Here is a 23,141-nt window from a genome sequence, read left to right as displayed (position 1 = left end):
TCTTCGCATCGCGAAACGTTCTCGGTCTTTCGATAAGGGCACAATCCGTCCTTCAAATTGGAAGCGAGCAGCTTGGGATATATCTCCCGCAGCCGGTGCAGCGAATGCCGTCCCGCTCCAGGTGTCCGGCATTGTGTTGCTTGCAGCGGCGATACGAAAAGCACGACTCGGTGCTGCCGCTGTGCTCGCGGGGCGGCTGCTTCATCGCCGTAATTCGGCCGAAAGAGAGCCGTCTTCAATTGCAAACTTCTACCGTCCCGCCCCGCCGCCACGCGTCAGCATACATATTAGTCGGTTGTAGGCGACAGCCCGGACGCACCGGCCTACAGCCACCCTGACCACAGACGATCTGTCCAGTCGCCTGCGGCTTCGCGGGCGCGGCCTCAACCTTCCTCCTCTCGTCGTCTCGCTTCTTGGCATCCTCGCGGGTCGCAACCGGCTTCTTGTCCTGCACCTTTTCGCACTCGTTGTCGTCGTTGACGCGATAGCCAGCCCGACATGCAATCTTCACGCAGGCATCTCCATCGGCCTTGAAACCTTGATCGCACACTAGCGGACACACGCGGCCTGACCGGGCCTTGATGGCGTCGAGCGCATCTGAGCTTGCAAGCGCCGTGTTGAGCTTGGTTCCGGCATATTTGTTGAACAGTGTGAGGGAGCGCTGTGACTTGGCGCTCCACTCACTGCCCTCATTATTGGCGAGACAGCCGACGCGGCGTAGTTCGGAATGTACCGCCTTGGCAAGCTCTTGCGGCGACTGCGTGGGTTCGGGCGACGATGCGGGCGATGGCAGGGCCGCAAGCTTCTGGTCAGTTTCAAAGCTGACTTTCTTCTCTGCTGCCTGCTTGTCGGCTAGAGCCTTGAGAACTGCGGCCTCAATCTCCTTACGCCGTTGCTCGGCTGCGGCGGTTTTGGCCTCCTCGACCTGCTTGACCTTCTCGGCGGCGAGCCGCGCATCCTCAGCAGCCTTGGCGATGGCTGCGGCCTTGTCCTGGTCCGTCTTCTTCGCACGGTCGGCGGCAAGCCGAGCCTTGTCATCTTCGGCCCGTCGAGCTTTCTCGACTGCTGCTGCGCGGGCTTCCTCGGCCGCGATCTTGTTGAGCTGACCTTTGGCAAGGTCGGCATAGAAGCCATCGGCGTGTCGGCTCAGGAAAGCCGTCCAGCCATCGCGGGTGCCGAGTTGCAGTGCAAGCTCATAGTTGCGGCGAATGGCATCATCAGGGCTGGCCTGAGGGCCGGTTGCTGCCGGCTTCGCGGCCACGATCGCTACATCATCACCGCCCAGCGAGCCATAGACATACGGTTCCTGCTTGTAGCTGGTGTTCTTCAAGACATCGTCACGGACGAAGCCGAATGCCTTGCGCAGATCGAGACCCGGCGTCGGTAGCCGCTCGACTAGCGCTGCGGCGAATGGGCTGTTCTTGCTGTCGCCATCCGAGGCGGTAGAGCCTGCCTTCGCCGCGAACGCAATCATCGTGTTCGGGCTGGTCGGCTCGACCTTGGCAAGGCCGCGACCAATGGCACGGGCAGCAACCGTGCGCTTCATGGTTTTGGCGAACGGATTATCCCGGCAGGCATCGAGGATAATCAGCCGAAGCTGTTTGGCAGGCTCGACGGCGAACAGCGCCCGATCTAGCGCCACGGTCTCGTCAAGAACGTCGCTGTCGGTCTCCAGAGACGCGTCAGTCGGGATGAGGTAGTTGGTGCCGTCAAGTTCGATGCCGTGACCGGCGTAGTAGACGACAGCGACCTCAGCATCTCGCGCCCGCCCGCCGAAGTCACGCAGCGCCTTGCGCATCTCGGAAGCATTGAGATCGGTCCTGATGTCGATCCAGTCGAACCCCGCCTTCTTGAACATACCTCCGACCAGGGCGGCATCGTTCGCAGGGTTGGAGAGCTTGGGTACGCTCTTGTAAGCCGAGTTGCCGATCACCAGCGCGATACGGCGCTCGGCATGGGCTGAACCGCACATCAGCCATATGGAAACGAACAAAGAAAACCAGCGAAAAGCGCCCATTACAATCCCCGGCAATAAGTGCGCAGCCTATGCACAGACTGCCGAAAGGCAAGTAGGGCTTATGTGACAATTGTCACATTCGACATGCTTGGCGACTCGGTGACGTTCCGAGACGCCGGAGTCCGCTTTGGGTCACAAACGGCGCTCGCCGCCAAGCTGGTCGACGTCCGGTTTGCCCCTGATAACCGACATGAGACGTCTTCAAGCGACCTTCGGCGATGGGCCAGAAACGGACACTAGGTGCATCCATCAGCTAGAAGCAGACGGCCGGTCGTCGAGCCATGACGAATTGCGAAAAGCTTCTGCGCCTCAGGGACTTTCAACAACGCTTCGGCATCTGTACGACTAGCAAACTCAATAACGACAAGTCTCTCATGCTTCCATTCGCCTTCGAGCGGCGTTGGCTCCACGCCCTGAACTATATACTTGCCATTATGTCTCGCGAGGATCGCAGGGATCGAACCTCGTTATCCCGTTGTTTGGTCGCGTCCGACAATCTTTAGGCGAGTTCCTCTTTCGAGTTAGTTAGAAGGTTGTTTAGTATTGATCGTCTGCTTCCGAAGACTGATCGCCCAATCAACAGCCGCTTTGGGTCAGAATGCGAAGAACTCAGAGTGAGCAAAGTCAGTCCATCTACCCCACCAAGCGGACCTCAATGAAAGGTGTCGCCACTTCGCTGATGGGGCCACTTCAGACATCGCCGATGGGTATATAGAATCATCGTCCACGCTGGAGCACAGCCAAGTGGCCCGAATAGAAACCTTCGTATTGATCGTAACGACTTTCATAGTCATTTTGGCCGCCACTCCACTACGGGCTTTGGCAACACCAGAAGCGTCTGCATGCGGGTACCTCGCTGGTCTAGTTGATAAGGCACAGCCAGGGCCGTTGTTTTTGCACAGCTATCCGACCGTGGAATCGGGGCCTCTCCATGGCGCCGCATACCTTTATGACAATGCGGTGGCCGCCATCGCGTTGGTCGGTTGCGGTGAGCGAGACAAAGCAGGTCGGATCGGCGCGGCGATTCTCTGGGCCGTCGATAACGACCGGACCTGGCATGATGGACGGCTCCGAAACGCTTACGCCGCGGGTGTGGTGGCGAATGACTCCGCCAAGCTTCCGGGTTGGTGGGACAATACTCGGAACGAATGGTTGGAGGATCGATATCAGGTGGGCAGCGATGTTGGTAACATGGCATGGGCCATGTTGGCGTTGCTGTCGATTGATGATGTGAACACCGGCTCCCGGTTCCGCGATGGTGCAGCGCGGCTCGGCGCTTGGGTCGCGCAATGGGCCGATACGCGCGGTACTGGCGGTTTCACGGGAGGTACGTTTGGGCACGAACCGACGCCGGAGGTGCGGACGTGGAAATCGACTGAACATAATACTGACCTCGCCGCCGCATTTGGCCTTCTTGCGATCCGTACAGGCGATTCGCGCTGGCGCGATAAGGCAACGGTTGCCGAGTACTTTGTAAATACGATGTGGGATCCGGGGTGCGCCTGTTTCGCCGCAGGGACCGCTGAAGACGGTGTCACGCATAATCCGATTTTGGCTCTGGATGCCCAGATCTGGCCCTTGACAGCGCTTCACGGAGCGGCCGGGAAATTTGCATCGGCAATGACGACCGCCGAACAGCGAATGAGTGTCGGCGGAGGCTTTTCTTACGGTGAAGACCGGGACGGTGTGTGGACCGAAGGTACGGGCCAAATGGCTCTCTTGATGAAATTGCTCGGCAAGACCAAGAGGGCAGAATCGTTGATCGCTGTCATCGAATCCCAGAGGTCGCCCGATGGTGGGTTCTATGCCACGACTGTCCGCGCGTTACCGACGGGGTTCGTGTTGGACACCGACCCGACCAAGCCGCGAAACTATTTCCGATTGTCACATCTTGGCGCAGCTTCGTGGGCTGCCCTCGCGGAACGTGGGTTCAATCCCTTTACGATGACAAAAGGACTTCCCTAGCTGAGCCGCAGTGCTTCTCGTCTCGGCCGTTTCGGTCTGTCTTGATGTCGATATGTCCGCTCAGGGTCACAAGCGATCCTCCACCGGCTGCGCACGGCAGGTCAGCTACGGGCCAGCAACGGAACGTCGCCCGTCCGAGTCTTCAATCGCCTTATCGACACGAGTCGACATGTTGATTCAAATCAATGGCTGTCCCGACGCTTCGGGATCAATTGCCGCGCGGATACCATTTCATCCTCACGGGAGACGAGCATGCGGATGTTGGCTGTCGCTGCTGTCCTGAGTCTGACGCCGGTTACGGCCCTCGCCGTCTCCGAGTGCCGTGTCACCGGTCAGCCGTCCGTGTTTGGCGTTGACATGACGGCCTACTTCGCTGTCAGGTCGGGGGAAACGTGCAATTTCCCGATGCGAATTCCGGGAGCGATGCATAGCTCGGGCGTCTCGCAGAAGCCTGCGCACGGGACGCTCAGACAGATCAACGTAACGACGTTCAGGTACACCGCAGCATCCGGTTACAAGGGCAACGATACGTTCGCCATCTATGGTGAAGGAAAGGGCCCATACGGGTCAGGCAGATCGGTCATGACCGTGAATGCGACGATAGAGTAGGAAACGAACCGGCGTCGGTTGACGTCCGAGTTGGGTCAAAGGCTCGCTTGGCGCTTCATCCGCAAGCTTCCGTTCGCTTCCTGTAAGACCGACATGCAACTGAGCCGCGTCGATGGAAGCGATCGGCCACAGGCGAAAGCCAGGCATGATGGTAACGGTCAGAACCCTCCTGAACGACTCACGATCCCGGCTCGCATCGACGTCCCCGAGAGTCACATGCTCTCCTGCGCGGCGCCTGCTGCTGGAATCTCGCGCGTGGATTGATATCGCAATAGGTGGTCCACCGTCCGGATGCCGATGCCAGGCACTGCTCTCTCGTCTCATACATACACTCCCCGGGAGCGCCAGCATGGCCACCAAAGACGCACCAGGGATAGTCACGGTCGGCCTCTGCTGCTGAAGAAAGTCCCATAACCAGGAAGCCGATAAGCAAAGCGAGTCGCATTCGACCCTCCATCATGTAAAGCCGACGGACTATAGAACGTCCCGAAAAGCAAGTGGATCCTCAAAAGGCCATCCGTAAGCCGACAGCCAACAGACAATTCTGGCGCTTGGTTTGGACGCTCCCGGATGTCCGTTCGCCCCTCAACAGCAGTAGAAAAGCGGACATGGCCGGAGGTCGCCCAAGGCCCCCAAGCCGCCCCTGGTCGCGCCCCACAATAGCCGCAGACTGCCCTTTGGACGCAAGAAGCCGTGTTCTTGGAACCTGCATCACGACGCAAGCGCGTCGAAGCCGCCGGCTTTCCTCAAGGGCCCCGCTCGGCCCGGCTGCCAATGCCCCACAGCTCCAGATAGGCGCCGCGCGCCCAAGCGCCTGCACGCGAATGGCGTGCTCTCGCCGAGCATGAGGATGTCGTGCCTGCATCGAACCGTGGTGCTGTTGCTGGAGCCGGGTTGGGCGCGCGCCGAAAAAATTCTCAGCGCGGACGGCCCGATGAGGCCGCACACATCAAGATTATCGTCATCTCTTAGGAACGGCGGCAATTAGCTAGGGTTTGACGAACACAACCTCAAAACGGAGTTGACGATATGCGAAAGACAATTTTCTCGGTGGCGATGTGCGCCATGCTTGCGGGTGCCTCGATCGGCTTCGCCCACGCGCAGGCTGGCGGCGGTGCAGGTGGAGGTGCTGGCGCTGGGGGAGCCGGCGCGGGTGCGGGAGCCGGCGCAGGAGCAGGCGGAGCGGGCATGGGCGGAGCTGGGTCCGCGGGATCGGCCGGCGGCACGAGCGGCTCGGGAAGCGGCGCTGGCGCTAGCGCCGGCGCAAACAGCGGCGGAACGAGCGGCGGCCAGGGTGGCCCGCAAAAGGTTCGTCCGGGCGCGAGCCAGGATCCCACTGGTCGGTGACATTTTGCCTCGTCACCGACACGAAGGAGGCTGCTGGGTCCCTGCTCGGCAGCTTCTTTCAAAGGCACGCTGTGATTAGTGCAGCGGATGCGGGGTCTCTTGCCCGAGGCCCGCTATCTGCCTAGGAATAGATCAGGAACAGTCGAGGTCAAACTATCGGAGCAACCCGATAGCCTGGGTGGTCGTCGCAAGCGTCGTGATCGCGGCGATCGCCGCCGTTTTCTACAGTACTGGCAATCACACCACCGCATCTAACCAGCCCAGCGCGCCCTCATCGAGCAGCGAACGAGCCAGGTGAAGGCCCAAGCGCCTTGCACATTCTGGAGGAGATGAGCGCTGGGCCAGGGGCCTCTCCGGGATATAGGCAGCCAGGTCGCCTTCGGGTCATTCGCGTCGGTTTAGTCCTCCCGCGACTGACTGCCGGTCAGCCCCCATGAGCGGACATCTTCGGTTGCCCATCGCAAGGTCTCAAGCGGGCCGCGAGCCACCATCGTAATTCGCTTGCAGGCCAGATCTCTACGAACTTTGGGTCCGCGGCCGTGTGATGAACGTCACTGATCTTAGTTTGCATTCGACCATGCTGCGGATAATCTCACGCTATTGCATCGGGGGCTGGGATGCGGCTTCGGCTGTTTGTTTTACTAATTCTTGCGGGCTGGCTTGCGACTGGGCTTGGGGCCGGCTCTGCGCAGGCGGAGAAGCGCGTCGCGCTCGTGATGGGCAACTCGGCCTACAAGAATGTGGCGAGGCTCTCGAACCCCGCGAACGATGCCGCGCTGGTCGGCGGCATGTTCAGGAAGGCCGGGTTCGATACGGTCGACATCAAGCTCGACCTGAACGTCGCCGAGATGCGCAAGGCGTTGCGCGATTTTGGCGGCAAGGCGCGCGAGGCGGACGTTGCGGTGATCTATTATGCCGGTCACGGCATTGAGCTCGACGGGACCAACTACCTGATCCCCACTGACGCGACGCTGGAGACCGACAGCGATGTCCTCGACGAAGCGCTGCCGCTGGATCGGGCCCTTTTCGCCGTCGAACCTGCCAAGCAGCTTCGGCTCGTCATTCTCGATGCCTGCCGCGACAATCCGTTCGCTAAGACGATGAAGCGGACCATTGCCGCCCGCGCCATCGGCCGCGGCCTTGCCAAGGTCGAGCCGACCAGCCCGAACACCATGATCGCCTTCGCGGCCAAGGCTGGCTCCACCGCCTCGGACGGCGACGCAAAGAACAGCCCGTTTGCCACCGCTCTCGTCGAACGTCTGCCGATGCCGGGGCTTGATCTTCGCAAGGCATTCGGCTTCGTGCGCGACGACGTGCTCAAGACCACCGGCTACAAGCAGGAGCCGTATGTGTACGGCTCGCTCGGCGGCGATGACGTTTCGTTGGTGCCGGCCATCAAGCCGGCGGCAGCGCCAGGCCCGCAAGCCAGTCCCCAGGATGGCGTGCGCCGGGACTATGAGTTGGCGCTCCAGGCCGGAAACCGAGACGCCTGGGAAGCCTTCCTCCAGGCTTATCCGGACGGGTTCTATGCGGGCCTTGCCCGCGCGCAACTGAAGAACGTGGCAGCCGAGGAGGCGCGCGCAGCTGCGGCCACGAAGGCACGCCAAGCCGAAGACGAAAAGGCAAGGCTAGCCGCCGAGCGCGCCAACAAGGCCGAACAGGAGAAGGCCGCTGCCGCCGCCAAGGCCGCCGAGAACGCCCGGCTTGCCGCCGAAAAGGCCAAGCAGATCGAGGAGGCCAAGGCGGCCGCCGCCGAGCTGCGCCGGAAGGACGCCGAGGCCGCCGTGGCCAAGGCGCTGGCCGATAAGCAAGCCGCCGAGAAGGCGCTCGCCGACAAGACCGCCAGCGAAAGGGCAGCCGCCGAGAAGCAGCAAGGTGCGGACAGCGCACAGAAAGTCGCGGCCCTTGCGCCAACTTCATCGCAGCCCACGGTCTCCCCCGCGGAGACGGCGAGGCTGATGCAGTCCGAACTGCGCCGCGTCGGCTGTCTGGCGGCATCGGCAGACGGCGACTGGAATGCGTCATCGCAGCGTTCACTGACTCTCTTCAACAAATATGCGGGAACGAAGTTCGACGCCAAACTCGCGAACGTCGACGCGCTCGACGCCATCAAGGCCAAGCCGGGCCGGGTCTGCCCGCTGGTGTGCGACCAGGGCTTCAAGGCCGACGGCGATACTTGCGTGAAGATCGCATGCCGCGCCGGATATCGCGTCAACGACGATAACGAATGCGAGAAGGTTCCGGACAAGAAGCCGGTTGCGACCCGCGAGGACAGCAAGCCACGAGACAATGAGCGCAAGAAGGTTGAGTCCACACCGTCAAAGCCGCAGGCGTCTGGTCAAATGATTTGTAACAACGCGGGCTGTCGGCCGGTGAGACCCGGCTGTCGAATCGGAACCCAAAAGTTTGGCAGCGCAGTCTCCATGGTAGGAGGGGGACAAGCAGAAGTCTGCGATTGAGCCGCGTCCGCGACGCAACCATTCTCTGCAGACCAAGCTGTCTGCCGCGATGGGCAGACGCCCGTCGGACCCTGCTCGACTTCGCAGCTGGGCCATAAAGCGGACCAATGCGACGTACGTCGGCGCTCCCAGTTCAGGCAGGAGGCGAGATCGCCCGCAGGACGTCCCTGAAGACGGAGAACTGCGCTTGAAAGGCGCGCGGGCTGTAGTCTTGGTAATATCCCGCGGTCACCGCCACGATCAGATCGAGCTCCGGCACGATGCGGATCGACTGTCCGCCGCGACCGAGTGCGCCAATCCAGTCGATCTCACGCCCATTGACCTTGGCGCGGCCAAGCCACCACAGGTACCCGTAGGATTGACCGTCGGTGGCCTTGAACTTGAATGCCGTCGATTCCGCGATCCATGCCTTCGAAACGATTTGACGTCCGTTCCAGCGGCCGCTGGAGAGGACGAGCTGGCCGATTTTCGCCATGTCGCGCGGCCGCAAGTGCAATCCGCCGCCGGCGTCCGCTTCGCCCCAGTACCGATCCCACGCCACGCGCGTGATGCCCAGAGGCTCGAACAGGTTGACGCGGACAAATTCTTCGAAGGGAATGCCGGTAGCATTGCGCAGGATTGCCGACACCAGTGCGAGCGCTCCGGTGTTGTAGAAGAACTCCTGTCCCGCCGGGGCGGTGACGGGGAGACCGAGGACATAGCGACAGGGATCCCACGCAATACGCATGCGCGCCTCGTCGTTGTTATAGTCCCCAGTGGCCGGAGTCGCCTCCACCCACTTCAGACCCATCGACATTGTGAGCGCGTGCACGAGCTGAATGCGGTCCTTCTCAGGGGATCGCAAGTCCGACAATTCGGGGAAGAAGTTGAAGATCGGCTCGTCGACGCCAGGTATTAGCCCGCGATCGATCGCGATGCCCATTGCGAGTGACAGGACGCTCTTCGAAGCCGATTTCATGATGTGGAGCGTATCGGCATCAAAAGTAACGTATTCCAGCCGGTGGCCGAAAAAGCGGCCGGGGACCTCGTCGTTGCCCCTGAAGTAGCGCTCGAACACCAGCTTGCCGCCCCGTGCGAGCAGGACGGCGTGCACGTCGGCGCTGCCCGCGAGCCGATCGGCCATCCCGCACAGAGCGTTGCGGTCGATGAGCTTGTCCTCGTCCATAGAAGTGGGGAGCCAGCCGTCATCTCGCGCGCCTGGGATACCGCAGCCGCCAAGTTCGGCCCCGAACACACGAGAGGCGGAGAGTGGCGCCAGCACAGCTCCTCCGAGAAGTGAAACGAATTGACGCCGTCTCATTCTCCTCGCAACCCCTCTGACGAGCATCAAGATACATAACACGCTGTTGTTGAGTAGCAAATACTACTCATGCCGAGGTCGGCAATGGGTCACAAACGGCGCTGGCCGCCAAGCTGGTGAGGCTATGGCTCTCCTTGGCGGTCCCGTCGCACAACCGATCAACGCAGGCTCGCCTCCCGGCAGCTGCCGACGACATTTCGCGTAACCGTCCGGGATCAGGAGAACCGCGTCGTGCATGATCAGACCGGCAGTTCGGACGGGATCGTCGCATCAACAGCTATCTCCCGCGCTCGTGAACTCGCCTTGTTGCCGCTGGATGAGGGTCTCTACACTCTGAGCATTGCGCCCTTGATAGAAGTGTCGGCATTAGCTCCATTCCGGACCGAGATCGAGCTCACTCGGGAAAATAGTCGTGGTGCAGGCGAGCGGTCCAAGTCAGCTATGGGTCACTAGCGCTCCTCCACCGGCTGCACGCGGCAGGTCAACTACGGGCCACACGCCCTCGCAGAGGATCCATGATAGATAGCCCCTCACGAGAGCGGCATCGGCCCTGCCGCGGTTCGCTAAACCAAGAGCGTGAGGAATGCCGAGTGATGGGAATAACGATGGATGATTGCCTAGTGGCGGCTTTGCTCGGCTTGTACCCGAGTTTGACGTATTCGACCTGGAACGCAGCAAGAATTTTTGGTGCGACATACTTGGCTTCCAGATTGCCTATCAAAGGCCTGAGAATCTCTTCATATACATCGAACTACAAGGGGCACAGGTCATGCTGAATCAGAGAAATGGCAACTGGGAAACCGAGCCTCTGGAGCGGCCGTTGGGGCGCGGGATTAATTTTCAAATCTCCGTCGACTCTGTTGCTCCTCTTCTGGATGCACTGAAGCAGCACAAATGGGCTCTCTTCAAAGAGTGTCATGACGCATGGTATCGGATCGCCGGAGAGGAGCGCGGCAACAGGCAATTCTTGGTCCAAGACCCCGATGGTTACCTCCTGCGGTTCGCTGAGGATTTGGGGAAGAGGTAACCACGCTTTCGAAAGAGAGCCGCGTCAAGTGGCCCGTCCGCTCCGGGCCAGAAGCGGACTTCGTCTACGCAGCTTCACTTTCCTCCCCAAGCGACTGATCAGGCAACGATGTAAAGTGATCCGCGCGACCAGCGACGGTGAAGCCCCGCTCGCCCGCGGGCGCGGCAACTCCTGCTAACCACTCAACGGACATTCACTGGTGCCTGCGCCCGCTCGGCGTCGGCGGTCGCGGTGCCCATGTATTTCGATTGGAAATGAGCAACCCGCTCGCGCCACATTCCGACGAACGCCTCCGACGTCAGCTTCTCCACGGATTTCCACGCCTCTTTGACAGCCGGAAGCGTATTGCCCCAGATCGCGCGCCTGCACCATTTTTCGCCCTTCTCCCTGCCTTCGCCGGTGGCGCACATCGATTTCCAGGCGATGCGATTGGGTTGGCTGAGGTGCTCCGCGGCGCCTTCCCAGCCCTGCTGATGGATCAGGTAAAGATCGTTCAAGTCCGGGGTCCTGTGCGTCACCCACTGGAATAGAATGCCTTCCGTGATGACCTTGTAGGCTGCCGCAACGGCATTATCGCGGGGATTAAGAATGTCTCCGGAGCCGAATTTTCTGAACTCGTATTTGCTCAGCTGGAACAGCCCGATATACGACCCGGTGCGTTGCTTGGGGTCGAACCCGGACTCGACCTTGGCCACCGCCTTCATGAAAGCGAAATCCAGACCGAAAGCGTCGGACGCTCGCTTGATCTCTTCCACCGGCGTTCCGACCGGGATGTCCTTGAACGAACGCAAGACGATCGCAGCCGGCTTCTCGGCAGGCGGCAGTTCGGACCAGACATAACAAATGAGATACCGGAAATCCTGCGGCCCCGTGCTGGAGGCACCGCCGGATGCACCGCACGTGGTCGGCGCCGGCTGGGCGACATCGTGGTGGCCCAGGTCCACCGAGTCTTGCGCAGGCGGTAAATCGGCCGACAGCGTTTGCGACGGATCGGACAACGCGGCCACGACGATCGATTCCGATTTGTCCGAGGCCACCGTCGCGTCGGTGGCCGTCCCTGCCGCGGGCTCAGCGGCCGTCGCCACTTCGGCGCTAGCAACAGCGGCGTTCGCGGGCCCGGTGTTGCCCATTGCGATTGCCTGCGGTTCATCCGCGAGCCTCGCGCTGGCGGCGAGGAATGCTGCGCGCTGCTGGATTGTCACCGCGCGGGAGTTTTCGGTGCCCGCCGGACCGAAGCCAGCCAGCCAGCCAACGATCCACCCCGCGAGAACGACCGTTCCGCAAAACGTCGGCGCCACTATCGCAAATCGCCGCGGGTTCATGATGCCGTCGCCCCCATAGGCTCCACCGGAGCGTGTAGAAAAGCCAAGCATGCGAAGAGGCTCATCCTTGGGATCAATGTGGGCCGCGCAATGGCGCGAACGGCCGCTCGTCAATTTTTCCGAAACGTGTTGCCCGATTGCAACGCGTCGATCACAAGCCATTGCGCCCCTCTCAGCGGCAACTCGCACGGTCATTGTGAGTACCGTCCAATTTTCGACCCACTGCGACCAGATTTGGAGGAGAGGCTTGGCGCGCCGTCAGGATGACGCACCAGGCTTCGGCTTCGCGCATCGTCTCGAAACGATGGAGTCGCGCCTACGGGACCGGGCGATGTTCGTTAAGGAATTACCAGCAATGCAGCGCGCGATAACAACCGCTGTATTCGCCATTTTCATGCTCCCCGCGGGGATCGCACACGCTCAATTTCTGTTTGGACCCCAACACACGTTCTGGCGAAGCCATTACGCTCCGTACAAGGGCAAGCACCACCACCGGCAGACAAACTCTGAAACGGCGAAGAGCGTTCGGTCCGAACCCCTTCCGAAGGGCCCGCTCCAGATCATCATCTCGATCGCAGACCAACGGGTCTCGCTTTTTGACAACGGGGCCCTGATTGCACGCTCTTCGGTGTCCACGGGAATGGAGGGGCATCCGACGCCCCTCGGCGTGTTCAGCGTCATCAGCAAAGAACGATGGCACCGTTCAAATATTTATAGCGCCGCCCCCATGCCCTACATGCAACGCATCACCTGGTCAGGGATAGCGTTGCACGCCGGTGTCGTCCCTGGGCATCCAGCGTCACACGGCTGCATCCGTTTGAAGAATGATTTTGCCGTTCGGCTCTGGCATCTCACGAAGCGCGGCACGCGCGTGATCATTGCGCATGGTGATGTCCAGCCGGTCGAGATAACCAATCCGCAGCTTTTTCAACCGAAAGCCGCGTCCGGTTCGTCCGAATTCCAGAGTGCCACCGTCGCAACCAAGAGCATCGGTGCAGCCGCGGCAACGCAGGGATCACTGGTGTCAAACGCCGAGACTCCAGAAGCCGCCAGTCTCCAGGAGCCGGGCTCGGCTCCCGCTGCAAGCGTGCCTAAAAAGATCGTCCCGATCTCCATCTTCGTCAGTCGTAAGTTGAGCAAGCTGTTCGTGCGTCAGGGCTTCACGCCGTTGTTTGATGTCCCGGTCAAGATCGAAAATCCGGAGGAGCCGCTGGGAACGCACGTGTTTACCGCAATGGAATTCCCGAACGAGGGAACGGCTATTCGCTGGAGCGTCGTGTCGATTCCAGAGGAATTGCCCCGTATGTCCGAAGCTGCCACGAAACGGCGAGAATCGCCCGCGCAGCAAACCGCGCCGGGACCGTTACCCGACAAAGCCAACGCTGCGCTCAACCGTATCGAAATGCCCCAGGATACGGTTGAGAAGATCTCTGAACTCCTGACGCCGGCCTCTTCGTTGATTGTTTCCGACGACGGAATTAGCCAGGAGACGGGGAAAGACACGGATTTCATCGTGGTAACGCATTGACGCGGCGCAACCCACCAACACGCGATGCCGCTGCGCGACCCACTGGAATTGTCCGACGACAACTTGATGTCCGCACCTGAGCCAAAGCGGCGCGAGGTCCGCTAATGGTCTTGGCTGTGTAAAAACACCTTTCCCCGGGAGGGCGGTGAGGAGCCAGGACGGTTCGGTCTCAGGCCACGATCGCGGCCATCAGCGGCTTGGTCCCTACGATGCTGTCCGCATAGTCCTCTCAATGGCGCCGTAAACCAGTGTCGCGTCAAAGCAACATAGCTCCAACTAAAAGCGCAGCAGACACTTTGGAAACCGACACATGCCCGGCGGGCTTGTTATACAGGTCATCTATGTTTGATGAAAACTCTGCATTGATGATTGGGGGCAGCGATGTCTTTTCGGAATTTCTTGGGGATTGCGCTGGCTGCGCTCGCGGTATCCGCAACGACAGCGCAGGCTGCTGATCTGGGCACGCGCCCCTACACCAAAGCTCCGGCCGCGGCGGCTCCGATCTATAGCTGGACGAGTTGCTTCATCGGCGGAAATATCGGCGGTGGCTGGGACCGCCAAGGTTACACCAACGTCAACCCGCAACGATTGCCAAATTTCGATCTAGGGTCTGAGCGCAATTCGGGCGTGCTCGGTGGCGGTCAGCTTGGTTGCGATTATCAGGCCGGATCTTGGGTGATCGGCGCGCAAGGCATGTTCCAGGCTGCTGATCTCCGCGGCAGCAACCACGTGGTGCCAGGACCAGCCGACCCTCAATTCCCGAACATCTTTGACCTAAGTGCGAGGACCTCCTGGATTACGACCGCAACGCTGCGGGTTGGCTATGCGGTCGTTCCGCAGGCGCTTCTTTACGCCAAGGGCGGTGCGGCCTGGACGCATGGAAAGCTTGACTACACGATCACTGGAATGGGCGTCGCAAATTACACAGGTGCGGAGACCCGGTCCGGCTGGATTGTCGGAGGCGGTCTCGAATATCTGTTCGCGCCGAACTGGTCGGTCTTCGTGGAGTACGACCACATGGATTTCGGTACGCAGACGCTCAACACACAGGATGCGTTTGGTTTCATCGAGCCTATTCGAGTTAGCCGCCGGATAGATACGGCCATGGTTGGCGTGAATTTCAGGTTCGGACCATGGGGTAGGTGAGCAGAGCTTATTCGGTTTATCGTTGTGCAGCCGCCGGACATCGGTAGTTGGTCACAAGCTGAACTCTTGTATTGAAAGTCAGGGGTCCGCTCGGTGTCGAAAAGCAGACGTCGGCTGGTCCAGCCCCCGAATATGATGAGAGACGAGATTGAGTCTCTGACCTCAAGATCACGAGCTTAACGAGAGCGCGGCCGACCCAGCCTTGGTCAATCGCTGCGCGCCCAGCTAACACCGCACCACGCAAGCCGACGGGCGCCGCGCACGGCGCCGGCCGTCTCCCCCCGCCCGTTACTGCGACCGATCCGAGGTCCAGCCCTTGTAGTCTTTGACATTGTCGCGGGTCACGAGTTTCGACGGCAGCAGCTCGACGGTGGATGCCGGCTTCTGGCCGTTGAGAATGTTGACGCCGACCTGCACGGCGCGGCGGGCCATGAAGAACGGGTCCTGTGAGGCGGAGGCCTGGATCTGCATCGCCTGCGGGTCCTTGAGGGCGGCTTCGATGTCGGGTGCGCCGTCGACCGCGGTGATGATGATGCCGGTGCGCTGCTGTTGGCGCGCGGCAAGGTCGGTGCCGATCGCCTGCGGATCGTTGATGGCGAAGATGGCGTCGATCTTGGCGAAGCGGGTCAGATAACCCTGCGCCACCGTGAGGCCGCCTTCGCGCGAGCCCTTGCCGTCCTGGTCGTTGGACAGGACCTTGATGCCGGGATTCTTGCCGAGCACGTTCTTGCAGCCGACGACGCGGTCGATCACCGCGGAGACCTGCGGGCCGTTCTCGATGATCACGTCGCCTTTGCCGCCCAGCTTGTCGACGATGTACTGGCAGGAGATCTCACCGGCCTGGACGTTGTTGGTCGTTACCGTGGCGTCGGCGCCTTCGGCCGCGGTGTCGACGGCAACGACGACGATGCCAGCGGCCTGCGCCTTCTTGATCGCCGGACCGACGGCCTTGGGATCGCCGGGGTTGAGCAGGATCAGGTCGACGCCGGCGGCGATGAAATTGTCGATCTGGGTGACCTGCTTGCCGAGATCATATTCGAAGCCGACGGTCGTGATCTTCACGTTGGGGTTGGTCTTCTTGGCCTCGAACTCGGCGCCCTTCGACAACGCGACGAAGAACGGATTGCCGAGCGAGCCCAGCGAAACGCCGATCGACTTGAGCTCCTTGGCGAGGGACGGCGCGGAGCTCAGGACGAGCGCCATCGCGGCGCCGGCAAACGAGATCGACTTCAACATTGGCTTCCTCCCTGGTCTGTTTGAATCTCCGGCACGGCGACCAGTTGCCGTGACGGAATGGACATGACGGCGCAGCGCCCTGCATTCTCTTGCTCTCAAGTCCGCGCCGAGCCCTGCAGCCGATAGCGGTCCAGCGCCACCGCGCCGATGATCACCAGGCCCTTGATCACATATTGCCAGACGTCGGACACGCCGATCAGGATCAGGCCGTTCGACAACACGGCAATGATCAGCGCGCCGACCAGCGTTCCCCAGATCGAGCCGATGCCGCCGACAAAGGAGGTGCCGCCCAGGATCACGGCGGTAATGGCGTCGAGCTCGTAGGACTGGCCGAGCTGCAGGCCATTGGCGGCGTAGAGGCGCGCCGCCTGCATCGCACCGCCGAGGCCCGCGAGCAGGCCGGATACGCCATAGACGAAGATCAGCACGGCCCAGACCTTGATGCCGGCGAGCCGCGCCGCGCTCTCGTTGCCGCCGACCGCGTAGATGTGCACCCCGAGCACGGTGCGCTTCAGCACCAGCCACGACACCAGGATGACCAGCAACGCGATCACCCAGAGCCAGGGAATCGACAATACACCGGGAATGAGGGTCAGCGCGCCGTTGCCGATGAAGGCGTAGGCGATCGACGGATTGAACACCGTGGTGTCGGCGCCGAGCAGGCGCGCCGCGCCGCGCACGGCGGTCAACGACCCCAGCGTGACGATGAAGGGCGGCAAGCGCAACAGCGCGATCAAGCCGCCATTGAGAATGCCGAAGACGGCGCCGGTGAGCACCGCGGCCGGCAACCACAGCACCCCGAGATCCGGGAATTTGGAGATGATCAGCCCGGCCATCGCCGACGCCGCCAGGATGGAGCCGACCGAAAGGTCGATGCCGCCGGTGAGGATGACGAAGGTCATGCCTGCGGCCAGCACGGTATTGACCGCGGACTGCTGCACCACGATGCCGATGTTCTGGCCGGTGAAGAAGCGGCCATCCGACAGCACGTGAAAGCCGATGCACAGCAACAGCAGCACCGGCAGCATGCCGACCGCGCGAATGATCATCCGCGTACGCTGCCGCTTCGTCTCCTGCGCGGCGGCAAGACCGGGCGCGACGGGGGCGGCTTTGGCGGGGGCTGTGCTTGAGGAAGCGCCGTTCTCAGGCATCGAGCTGCTCCGTTCCGGTGGCGAGGGCCATGATCTCCTCCTGATTGAGCGGCGATGTCGCGTTGCGCCGGATCTGCCCCGCGATATGTCCCGCGCGCATCACGATGGCGCGGTCGCAGATGCCGATGATCTCGGGCAGGTCGGACGAGATGACGAGAACCGCGGTGCCCGACTTCGCGAGATTGTCGATGATCGAATAGATCTCGGACTTGGCGCCGACGTCGACGCCGCGCGTCGGCTCGTCGAGGATCAGGATCTTCGGGCCGATCGCGAGCAGCCGCGACAGCAGCACTTTCTGCTGGTTGCCGCCGGAGAGCCCGCCGGCGGGAACACCGACATTCGCAGCACGGATGCCGAGGCCCGCAAAAGCGCGCTCGGCGCGGTCGCGGGCCTTGTCGCGGTCGAGAATGCCGCCGAATTTCGCATCCCGGCCGAGCACCGCGAGATTGATGTTGTCGAGGCAGGACATGTCGAGGAACAGGCCGAGCGCCTTCCTGTCCTCGGTGAGATAGGCAATGCCGGCATCCAGCGCCTCACCGGGCGTGCGGATGGAGACCGCGCGCCCGTCGATCTCGACATGGCCCGAAACCATCGGCGCGGCGCCGATGATGAGGTGCGCAAGCTCGGTGCGGCCGGCGCCGACCAGGCCGGCAAGGCCGACCACCTCACCCGCATGCACCGTCAGCGAACATCCCTTGACGCGCCTGCCGTCGGCGATCTCGACGGCCGCAAGCACGGGAGCTCCCGACCGCGCGTTGGGATCGTTCCTGGGATCATGCTCCTTCTTGTAGAAGGACGAGACGTCGCGTCCCACCATCATCCGGACGATGGTGTCGGCGCGGATGTCGCCCTTGTCGAGCGAACCGACCAGCGTGCCGTCGCGCAGCACCGTGACGCGATCGCCGAGCGCATAGACCTCGTCCATGCGATGCGAGATGTAGATGATGGCGAGACCTTCGGCACGCAGCTGGCGGATCAGCGCGAACAGCCTTTCGCTCTCGCCGGCCGACAGCGCGGTGGTCGGCTCGTCCATGATCAGGATCCTGGAGCGGGCGTGCAGCGCGCGCGCGATCTCGACCAATTGGCGCTGGCCCATCGAAAGATTGGCGACCTGGGTCTGCGGCGTGAAATCCGCGCCGAGTCGCGCAAGGATCGGACCGACGCCGGCCTGCATCGCCTCGCGCGCCAGCAAGCCGCCGCGGGAGACCTCGCGGCCGAGATAGATGTTCTCCGCGACGCTCAGATTGGGGGCGAGCGAGAGTTCCTGATAGATGATTGCGATGCCGGCCGCGCGGCCGCCGAGCGGGCCGCTGATCTGCACGGGCTGGCCGTCGATGCGGATTTCGCTGCCCGGGTCTGGCCGGTAGGCGCCCGACAGGATCTTCATCAGGGTGGATTTGCCGGCACCGTTCTCGCCCATCAAAGCGTGGATTTCGCCCGCGTAAACGGTGAGATCGACGTCGCGCAGCGCCTTGATGCTGAAGAACGATTTGGAGACCCGGCGCATCTCGAGGATGGGCTCGCTCATCACACCTCCCCCGACGCGCCGACGGCGGCCGCAATCTCACGCGCGTCTCGTTGGTCCCTGGCGCGCGCAAGCATTAAACAAAAGGTTGTGGCGCAGGGCAATACCTCCGGCATGCCGACCAACGGTCCGGCGCTGCTTTTATCTTTTGCAGACGGAACCGATCTCGCGCGTGATGCCTTTTCTTCGCCACATCATCGCGCATTGCGATCAGCGCCGCGGCCGGTACAGGCGGCGCCATTGCTGAAGCCGCTCGGCATAGGCCTGTGCAAGCGCGGGCTCAGGCTCGAACGTCTCGACGCGTTCGGGCGCGGTGCAGACGGCATCGATCGCCTCCCCGGTGACGGCCAGGCGGCCAAGCCGCGCCGCACCAAACGCCGCGCCCGTCTCGCCGTCGGCAAAGCGATGCATCGGCACGTTCAGGACATTGGCCAGCACCGCAAGCCAGAACCGCGACCGCGAGCCGCCGCCGATGACGTCCGCCTCCGCGATCGCCAGTCCGGTCTCGGCGAGAACGTCCCGGCAATCCGCAAGCGCGAAGGCGACGCCTTCCAGCACGGCTTGCACGACCGCGTCACGATCGGTGCCATGACTGAGTCCATCGAGCATGCCGCGCACATCCGGGTCATCGTGCGGGGTGCGTTCGCCGGAGAGGTACGGCAGGAAGCTGACCGGCGACGGCGCCCGCGGGCGCAACCCGAGCGGCGCCAGCAGGTCGGCCTCGGAAGTCCCCAACAGCCGGGCGATCCAGGCCAGGCACGATGCCGCCGAGAGGATCGCGCCGGCTTGTATCCACCTGTCGGGGACGGCGTGACAGAACGTGTGCACGACCCGCTCGGGGTTGGCCGCGATCGTCTCGGTCGGCACCAGCAATGCGCCGGAGGTTCCGAGCGAAATGAACGCTGCGCCGGGATTGATGGCGCCGATGCCGACGGCTCCCGCCGGATTGTCGCCGGCCCCGCCGGCGAGCATCGGCCGCCCGGCCATGCCCCAACGCTGCGCCAACTCGCTCCGCAGCCGTGCCGACGGCGCGCAGCCCTCGACGAGACGCGGCATCTGCCGGCGCGATAGTGCGGTCGCGGCGAGCCCCTCATCCGACCAATCGCGGCTGACAACATCGAGCCACAGCGAACCCGAGGCGTCCGAGACATCCTCGATCGCCTCGCCCGTCAGCACCAGGCGCAGATAGGCCTTTGGTTGCAGCACGAGTTTTGTCGCCGCGAAGGTCTCCGGTTCGTGCCTGGCGAGCCACAGCAGTTTCGGCGCCGTGAATCCCGGCATCGCCTTGTTGCCTGTCGTCGTCCGCAAGGCGGGCCAGCGCCGCTCCAGCTCGGCGCATTCCGCAAAGGACCGTCCGTCGTTCCAGAGAATGCAGGGCCGCAACGGCGTGTGGCTGGCGTCGAGCAGCGTCGCGCCGTGCATCTGGCCGGACAGGCCGATGCCCTCGACCTCGGCCAGTTCGCGCGCGTGATCCGCCTTCAAGGCGTCCAGCGTCGCGAATGTGGCCTCGGTCCACTGCGCCGGGTCCTGCTCGCAATGGCCGGGACGCGGCGAGTTGACCGTCAGCGACCGGCTGCGGCTCGCCACCACACGCTGCGCGTCGTCGACCAGAACGATTTTGACGGCAGAGGTGCCGAGGTCGATGCCGAGATACATGATGTCACTTGCCTTGTGCGTCCATTGCGCTGCGCGTCCAGTGCGTTACGCGTCCATGACATTGCGGGCATGGCGGTCCCGATGTTGGCATGCACCCGCCAATCATGTAACCCCACCCGAAACCTTGCCGGGACGCAACGCCTATGACCACTGCCGCCACCAACGACGCGGGAGCCACCCGCGCGCTGATCCTTGCGTTGCTGGCGCTCGCCTGCGGGCACATGCTCTCGACCTTGCTGCGCACCATTCCGGCGGTCAGCCTCGACCTGATGGCGGCGGATTTCGGCATCGAACCGCAGGCGCTGGCGAGCCTCACCTCGGTCTATCCGTTCGCGTTTGCGGCCGCGCAGATCCCGGTCGGTGCGGCGATGGACCGCTTTGGCGTGCGGCCGGTGTCGCTGAGCCTGCTCGCGGGCACCGTGGTCGGCGCCATCGCGTCGGGATTCGCAACGGGACCCGAAAGCTTCGCAGTCGGTCAGGTGCTGCTGGGCGTCGCCACCTCCGGCATGCTGATGTGCCCGATGACATTGGCGGCCAAGCAATTGTCGGCCGCGCGCTTCGGGCTGTGGTCGGGCGCGATCCTCTCGATCGGGAATATCGGCATGCTGTTGTCGTCGAGCCCGCTCGCCTTCGTGGTCGACACTTACGGCTGGCGCGCCGGATTCTGGATCTCGGCACTCGGCGGCGTCGCCGTGGCGCTCGCGGTGTTCCTGCTGGTGCCGAACCAGCCGGCCGAGCACAAGGACGAATCCTCGCCGCTGTCGCAGATGATCGAGGTGCTCAGGCTGGGACTGTCGCGTCCCTTGCGCGGCCTGATCGCGCTGGCGCTGGTGTCGCTTGCGACCTCGCTGGTGCTGCGCGGCCTGTGGGGCGGACCGTGGCTGATGCAGGTCAAGGGATTGTCGCGAGTCGAGGCCGGCAACCAGCTCGGCGCGTTCACGCTCGCGATGATCGCCGGTCCGCTTCTCGTCGGCATGATCGACCGCAGGATCGGCCGCCGCCGCGCGCTGGTGGCGGGAACGCACCTGGCCGGCGCATTGCTGCTGGCGCTGATGGCGTTAGGGGCGCCGCATTATGCCGTCTCGATGCTGCTCGGCCTTCCCGTGATGCCGCCGCAATACGACCTCGTGCTGTTCGTGCTCATTGGCTTGGCGACCTCGGCGCAGCCGCTTCTGTTCGGCATGTCGCGGCAGCTGGTCGATGCCCAAGTCGCGGGCAAGGCGCTCGCGGCGATCAACCTCGCCTTCTTCCTCGGCGCGGCGCTGATGCAGTCGATCACCGGCGCGGTGGCGGCCTTCGCGGGACTGCCGGCGGTGCTGCTGTTCATGGCTGCCATGCTTGGCATGGGCGCGCTGATCTTTTTAGTCTACACCGCGCCAAGACCGGCGATAGAGTAGAGCCCTGCATCAAGGGGACATCTCATGCCTGTCGACACCAAAGCCGCCACCGACCGCCTCATGCGCTTTCTCGCCGTCGAGGGCGTCACCGGACAGGAGGCGGCGATCGGGCGTGAGCTCACGGCCGCGCTGAAGGAGAGCGGCGTGCCGGCGAAGGCGATCCGGCTCGACGACGCCAATACGCGCATTCCCGTGCCGACCGAGACCGGCAACCTGATCGTCGACCTGCCCGGCCGCGGCGCGCTGCACAACCAGCCGCGCATCATGTTCATGACCCACATGGACACCGTGCCGCTGTGCGCCGGCGCCAGGCCGAAGAAGTCGGGTCGCAAGATCGTCAACGAGGCCAAGACCGCGCTCGGCGGCGACAATCGCTGCGGCTGCGGCGTGCTGGTGACGCTGGCGGCCGAGCTCGAAAAGCAGCAGCTCGATCATCCGCCGATCACGCTTTTGTTCTGCGTGCGCGAGGAGAGCGGGCTCTACGGCGCGCGCCACGTCAAGCTCGACGAGCTCGGCTCGCCGGTGATGGCGTTCAACTATGACGGCGGCTCGGCCTCCAACGTCGTCATCGGCGCGGTTGGTGCCGACCGCTGGACCGTCGAGATCTTCGGCCGCGCCTCGCATGCCGGCGTCGCGCCGGAGCGCGGCATCTCCTCGACCATGATCCTCGCGCTTGCGCTCGCCGACGTGAAGGCCGGCGGCTGGTTCGGCAAGGTGGTCAAGCGCAAGCAGCAAGGCACCAGCAATGTCGGCCCCGTCACCGGCGGCGAGGGGCGGCCTGCGGGCGACGCCACCAACGTCGTCACCGACTACGTGCATGTGCGCGGTGAAAGCCGCAGCCATGATGGAAAGTTCTTCAAGGAGATCACAAAAGCCTACAACGCCGCGTTCGAGAAGGCGGCCAAGAAAGTCACCAACGCGCAAGGCAAGTCCGGCAAGGTCAAGTTCAAGGCCGAGACCGATTATTTCCCGTTCCGCATGAAGGACAATTTGCCGGTGGTCAAACGCGCGGTGGAGGCGGTGTCCGCCGTCGGCGGCACCCCGAACGTGCGCACCGCCAATGGCGGCCTCGATGCCAATTGGATGGTCCGCCACGGCGTTCCGACCGTGACCTTCGGCGCCGGCCAAAACGAGGCGCACACGATCGACGAGTGGATCAATCTGGACGAATATGATCGCGCCTGCGCGCTGGCCGTGCAGCTCGCAACGATGCGGTGAGCTGCCCACCAAAACCCCGCCGACAAATTGGAAAACAAAGCCGGCGATATCCTTCGGCGGGACAGCGCCGCACGCGTTGGCTCGGCCGGCCCGCGCCGGCCGCGGATCGAGGCGCCCGGCCCTGTGCGCTTGATCTAAATCAAGTGATACAGAGGCCGAAGGTCCAGCAGTGGGCGGAGGTCGCGAAAGATCGGGGCACGGACCCATTGCCATTCCTCGCAGCAGCATGAGCTCCCAG

General features: G+C 62.9%; 17 protein-coding genes. 8 read left to right on the top strand and 9 right to left on the bottom strand.

What is annotated here, in order from left to right:
• Positions 1-235: 235 nt before the first annotated feature.
• Complete coding sequence (locus tag BRA471DRAFT_RS12280; protein WP_007607570.1) at positions 236-2,017, bottom strand: caspase family protein; 1,782 nt, start codon at positions 2,015-2,017, stop codon at positions 236-238.
• 236 nt (positions 2,018-2,253) lie between these two features.
• Positions 2,254-2,466, bottom strand: a complete 213-nt coding sequence (locus tag BRA471DRAFT_RS40325) for a DUF1330 domain-containing protein (RefSeq protein WP_371258324.1) — start codon at positions 2,464-2,466, stop codon at positions 2,254-2,256.
• 445 nt (positions 2,467-2,911) lie between these two features.
• Here BRA471DRAFT_RS40325 and BRA471DRAFT_RS12270 point away from each other — a divergent pair, with 445 nt between their 5' ends.
• Complete coding sequence (locus BRA471DRAFT_RS12270; protein WP_231171109.1) at positions 2,912-3,982, top strand: hypothetical protein; 1,071 nt, start codon at positions 2,912-2,914, stop codon at positions 3,980-3,982.
• A 252-nt stretch (positions 3,983-4,234) separates the two neighbouring features.
• A complete protein-coding gene (locus BRA471DRAFT_RS12265) occupies positions 4,235-4,591 on the top strand; it encodes a hypothetical protein (protein WP_007607567.1) in 357 nt (118 codons plus the stop codon).
• A gap of 178 nt (positions 4,592-4,769) precedes the next feature.
• On the opposite strand, the gene BRA471DRAFT_RS36835 is transcribed toward BRA471DRAFT_RS12265, so the two are convergent.
• Complete coding sequence (locus BRA471DRAFT_RS36835) at positions 4,770-5,036, bottom strand: DUF3551 domain-containing protein (RefSeq protein ID WP_156526759.1); 267 nt, start codon at positions 5,034-5,036, stop codon at positions 4,770-4,772.
• A 1,519-nt stretch (positions 5,037-6,555) separates the two neighbouring features.
• Between BRA471DRAFT_RS36835 and BRA471DRAFT_RS12255 the strand changes: the two genes are divergently transcribed.
• A complete protein-coding gene (locus BRA471DRAFT_RS12255; RefSeq protein ID WP_007607564.1) occupies positions 6,556-8,397 on the top strand; it encodes a caspase family protein in 1,842 nt (613 codons plus the stop codon).
• A 133-nt stretch (positions 8,398-8,530) separates the two neighbouring features.
• Here the strand turns inward: BRA471DRAFT_RS12255 and BRA471DRAFT_RS12250 are convergent, their stop codons facing one another.
• Positions 8,531-9,562, bottom strand: a complete 1,032-nt coding sequence (locus BRA471DRAFT_RS12250; RefSeq protein WP_231171108.1) for a serine hydrolase — start codon at positions 9,560-9,562, stop codon at positions 8,531-8,533.
• A gap of 748 nt (positions 9,563-10,310) precedes the next feature.
• Here BRA471DRAFT_RS12250 and BRA471DRAFT_RS12245 point away from each other — a divergent pair.
• Complete coding sequence (locus BRA471DRAFT_RS12245; RefSeq protein WP_007607562.1) at positions 10,311-10,724, top strand: VOC family protein; 414 nt, start codon at positions 10,311-10,313, stop codon at positions 10,722-10,724.
• 182 nt (positions 10,725-10,906) lie between these two features.
• On the opposite strand, the gene BRA471DRAFT_RS12240 is transcribed toward BRA471DRAFT_RS12245, so the two are convergent.
• Complete coding sequence (locus tag BRA471DRAFT_RS12240; protein ID WP_007607561.1) at positions 10,907-12,097, bottom strand: transglycosylase SLT domain-containing protein; 1,191 nt, start codon at positions 12,095-12,097, stop codon at positions 10,907-10,909.
• Between the two features lie 196 nt (positions 12,098-12,293).
• Here BRA471DRAFT_RS12240 and BRA471DRAFT_RS12235 point away from each other — a divergent pair, with 196 nt between their 5' ends.
• Together BRA471DRAFT_RS12235 and BRA471DRAFT_RS12230 are read left to right on the top strand one after the other, a co-directional pair.
• Positions 12,294-13,574 (top strand): L,D-transpeptidase, encoded by a 1,281-nt coding sequence (locus BRA471DRAFT_RS12235; RefSeq protein WP_231171107.1) that lies wholly within the window; start codon positions 12,294-12,296, stop codon positions 13,572-13,574.
• A gap of 381 nt (positions 13,575-13,955) precedes the next feature.
• Positions 13,956-14,720: an outer membrane protein gene (locus tag BRA471DRAFT_RS12230; RefSeq protein WP_007607557.1), complete on the top strand. Its 765-nt coding sequence runs from the start codon at positions 13,956-13,958 to the stop codon at positions 14,718-14,720.
• Positions 14,721-15,008: 288 nt separating this feature from the next.
• Here the strand turns inward: BRA471DRAFT_RS12230 and BRA471DRAFT_RS12225 are convergent, their stop codons facing one another.
• From BRA471DRAFT_RS12225 to xylB, 4 genes are all read right to left on the bottom strand, one after another.
• Positions 15,009-15,956, bottom strand: coding sequence for an ABC transporter substrate-binding protein (locus tag BRA471DRAFT_RS12225; RefSeq protein ID WP_007607554.1), 948 nt, complete (start codon positions 15,954-15,956; stop codon positions 15,009-15,011).
• A gap of 95 nt (positions 15,957-16,051) precedes the next feature.
• A complete protein-coding gene (locus BRA471DRAFT_RS12220) occupies positions 16,052-17,107 on the bottom strand; it encodes a ribose ABC transporter permease (RefSeq protein ID WP_007607552.1) in 1,056 nt (351 codons plus the stop codon).
• The gene (locus tag BRA471DRAFT_RS12215; protein WP_007607551.1) at positions 17,100-18,635 is read right to left on the bottom strand and encodes a sugar ABC transporter ATP-binding protein; all 1,536 of its coding nucleotides are present in this window, start codon (positions 18,633-18,635) and stop codon (positions 17,100-17,102) included. Before BRA471DRAFT_RS12215 ends, BRA471DRAFT_RS12220 begins: the two co-directional genes overlap by 8 nt.
• 207 nt (positions 18,636-18,842) lie before the next feature.
• Positions 18,843-20,288 (bottom strand): xylulokinase, encoded by a 1,446-nt coding sequence (gene xylB / locus BRA471DRAFT_RS12210; protein WP_007607549.1) that lies wholly within the window; start codon positions 20,286-20,288, stop codon positions 18,843-18,845.
• Positions 20,289-20,431: 143 nt separating this feature from the next.
• Between xylB and BRA471DRAFT_RS12205 the strand changes: the two genes are divergently transcribed.
• Positions 20,432-21,685 (top strand): MFS transporter, encoded by a 1,254-nt coding sequence (locus tag BRA471DRAFT_RS12205; RefSeq protein ID WP_007607547.1) that lies wholly within the window; start codon positions 20,432-20,434, stop codon positions 21,683-21,685.
• Between the two features lie 24 nt (positions 21,686-21,709).
• On the top strand, positions 21,710-22,903 hold the full coding sequence (locus tag BRA471DRAFT_RS12200; protein WP_007607545.1) for a M20/M25/M40 family metallo-hydrolase: 1,194 nt from the start codon (positions 21,710-21,712) through the stop codon (positions 22,901-22,903).
• The last annotated feature ends 238 nt before the right edge of the window (positions 22,904-23,141 follow it).

It is taken from the genome of Bradyrhizobium sp. WSM471 (assembly GCF_000244915.1).
Taxonomy (GTDB): domain Bacteria; phylum Pseudomonadota; class Alphaproteobacteria; order Rhizobiales; family Xanthobacteraceae; genus Bradyrhizobium.
Note: the sequence above shows the minus strand (reverse complement) of the source record. Positions and strands in the feature narration are given on the sequence as shown.